Annotated in this window: 2 protein-coding genes; one reads left to right on the top strand and one right to left on the bottom strand. The window is 72.8% G+C overall.

Annotation, left to right across the window (positions count from 1 at the left end; all coding sequences use genetic code 11):
* Positions 1–108: 108 nt before the first annotated feature.
* Entirely contained in the window at positions 109–1,665 is a 1,557-nt protein-coding gene (locus tag ACFV20_RS25780; protein WP_385660110.1) for an FAD-dependent monooxygenase, read from the bottom strand.
* 146 nt (positions 1,666–1,811) lie between these two features.
* On the opposite strand from ACFV20_RS25780, the gene ACFV20_RS25775 reads away from it, so the two are divergent.
* Positions 1,812–2,297 carry a MarR family winged helix-turn-helix transcriptional regulator gene (locus ACFV20_RS25775; RefSeq protein WP_385660108.1) on the top strand — a complete coding sequence of 162 codons (486 nt, stop codon included), beginning with the start codon at positions 1,812–1,814 and terminating at the stop codon, positions 2,295–2,297.
* Positions 2,298–2,400 lie beyond the last annotated feature (103 nt).

The raw sequence follows: 2,400 nt of genomic DNA, 5'->3' as shown, positions 1-2,400 counted from the left end.
GGAGGTCGAGCAGGGTGCCGCGCGCGCCCGGGGTGGCGTCGACCACCGCCGCGAGCAGATCACCGCTGCCGCCGCCGACGTCCACGACGTGCCGGTCCGGCCCCTTCGTCAGACCGTGCCGAACCAGGTGGTGACGGCGGCGGTCAGCGATTCGCGGAGCTCCGGCTCGGGCATGTCTCGGTCCGCGGCCCAGGCGACGTAACCGTCGGGGCGGACCAGCAGACCGGCCAGGTCCGGCTCCTGGGCGCACTCGGCCCGCACGAGCTGGAGCCGGCCGGCCCAGGAGGCGCCCGCGGCCCACTTCTCGTGGACCTGGCCGATCTGCGCGTCGCCGGACAGGTCGAGCAGCAGGCCGGTGCCGCGCTTCAGGTACGTGGGCAGGGGACGGACGCCGTCCTCGGTCTTCAGTTCCAGGTCGCGGGCGAAGTCGCCGAGCAGCCGGTGCTCGGGACCGTCGATCGCGTAGCGGACGGTGACGCCGCTGAGCATCTCGGCGAGGTACCGGTTCACCTGCTCGGTGCGCATGAGGTCGGTGAACAGCTCGCGCAGCGGGGTGACGTAGGGGTCGGGGTTCATCAGCGCGATCTGGGCGCGGGTGTTGGCCAGCACCTTGCGGGCCGGTGCCTGGCGTTCGCGGTCGTAGCTGTCGAGCAGGCCCTCGGGAGCCCAGCCGTGCACCGCGGCGGCCAGCTTCCAGCCGAGGTTGAAGGCGTCCTGCAGACCGAGGTTGACGCCCTGGCCGCCGACCGGGAAGTGGGTGTGGGCGGCGTCGCCCGCGATCAGCAGCCGGCCGGAGCGGTAGCGCTCCGCCTGGCACGCGGAGTCGGTGAAGACGGAGAGCCAGCGCGGCGCGTGCGCACCGAGGTCGTCGCCCCAGATCTCGCGCAGGCTGGCGGTCAGCTCGTCCAGGGTGAGCTCCGCCCCGGGTTCGCGGTCGGCCTCGAAGTCGAACGTGGAGACCCGGTGGTAGGTGTCGTCGAGCGGGACGCAGAACAGCAGGCCGCGTTCGGTGCGCTCCATGCCCATGGGGGCGTTCTCGCGGTCGGCGAGGATCACGTCGCCGAGCCGGGCGGTGACCCGGCCGCCGGTGCCGGGGAAGGCGATGCCGGCCTCCTGCCGGACCAGGCTGCGGGCGCCGTCGCAGCCCACGGCGTAGCGGGCGCGCAGGGTGTAGTCGCCGTCGGGACCGGTCACCTCGGCCTCGACGCCGTCGGCGTCCTGGCGGAGGGCGGTGACCTCGTGGCCGCGCCGGATCTCGGCGCCGAGTTCGAGCGCGCGCTCCTCCAGCAGCCGTTCGGTGCGGGTCTGCTCGGAGAGCAGGGCGTAGCCGTGCGCGCTGTCGAGGGTGGAGAAGTCGACCCACTCGTCGAGGCCCGCGAAGTGGCCGTTGTTCCAGGAGCGGGCCCCCTCGCGGAACCTCTTGAGCAGTCCGCGCCGGTCGAGGGACTCCAGGGAGCGGGCGTGCAGCCCGAAGGCCTTGGAGTGCGGGGTGGGCTCGGGCAGCCGCTCGAGCACGACCGCCCGCACGCGGGAGATCCGGAGCTCCGCGGCGAGCAGCATGCCGACCGGACCGCCGCCGACGATCAGCACGTCGTGGTCGACGTCGGTGTCGTACGTGAGCTCGAAGTCGCGGCCGGCCTGCTCGGGTGGCACGGACTGGGACATGAGGTTCCCCCTCGGTGGATGTGCGCGACAGATGTGCGCGAGGTACGCGATAGATGTTCGCTAACAGGTATATGCTTAATGTCATGCAGTCGATTGTGAGCATACAGATGCTCGTCTGTTGTAATCAACTCGATTAGACTGCGGGCATGGACACTTCGACTCAGCCCGCGCCGCGGGCAGCGGAACTGCTCGACGCCGTCGGCCCCGCCTTCTCCCGACTGCGGCGCGCGCAGGCGCTGAACGTGGAGAAGCAGGTGTCCCGCAAGGACTTCACCAGGACGCTGGTGCTCAACATCGTGCAGGACGGGCCCGACCAGGAGGGCCAGGAGATCACCGTCGGTGTCGTGGGCGAGCGGCTGGCCGTCGACCCCTCCGTGGCGAGCCGGATGGTCTCGGACTGCATCTCCGCCGGCTATCTCATCCGTGCGGCCTCGCAGCGCGACGGCCGCCGTACGATCCTGCAGCTCACCCCCGAGGGGCACGAGACGCTCGCCCGCTTCCGCCGCCACCAGCGGGCGGCCTTCGAGCGCATCACCCAGGACTGGCCCGAGGACGAGCGGCTGGAGTTCGCCCGGCTGCTCATCAAGTACGTGGACTCCGTGGGCGAGCTGCAGCACGACGCCTCCGCCTAGACGGCGCCGCCGGGCCGGGGGGGGGCCCCCGGCCCCCGGGCCGGGCGGGGCGGCCCCCCCGGGCGCGCGCGCGGGCCCGCCGCCGCGCGGGCGCGCCCCCGGG

Source organism: Streptomyces sp. NPDC059696, assembly GCF_042733745.1.
Lineage (GTDB): Bacteria > Actinomycetota > Actinomycetes > Streptomycetales > Streptomycetaceae > Streptomyces.
Note: the sequence above shows the minus strand (reverse complement) of the source record. Positions and strands in the feature narration are given on the sequence as shown.

Excerpts from the sequence above, each read along its gene's own strand:
- ACFV20_RS25780 (WP_385660110.1), bottom strand. The coding sequence starts at position 1,665 with ATGTCCCAGTCCGTGCCACCCGAGCAGGCCGGCCGCGACTTCGAGCTC.
- ACFV20_RS25775 (WP_385660108.1), top strand. The coding sequence starts at position 1,812 with ATGGACACTTCGACTCAGCCCGCGCCGCGGGCAGCGGAACTGCTCGAC.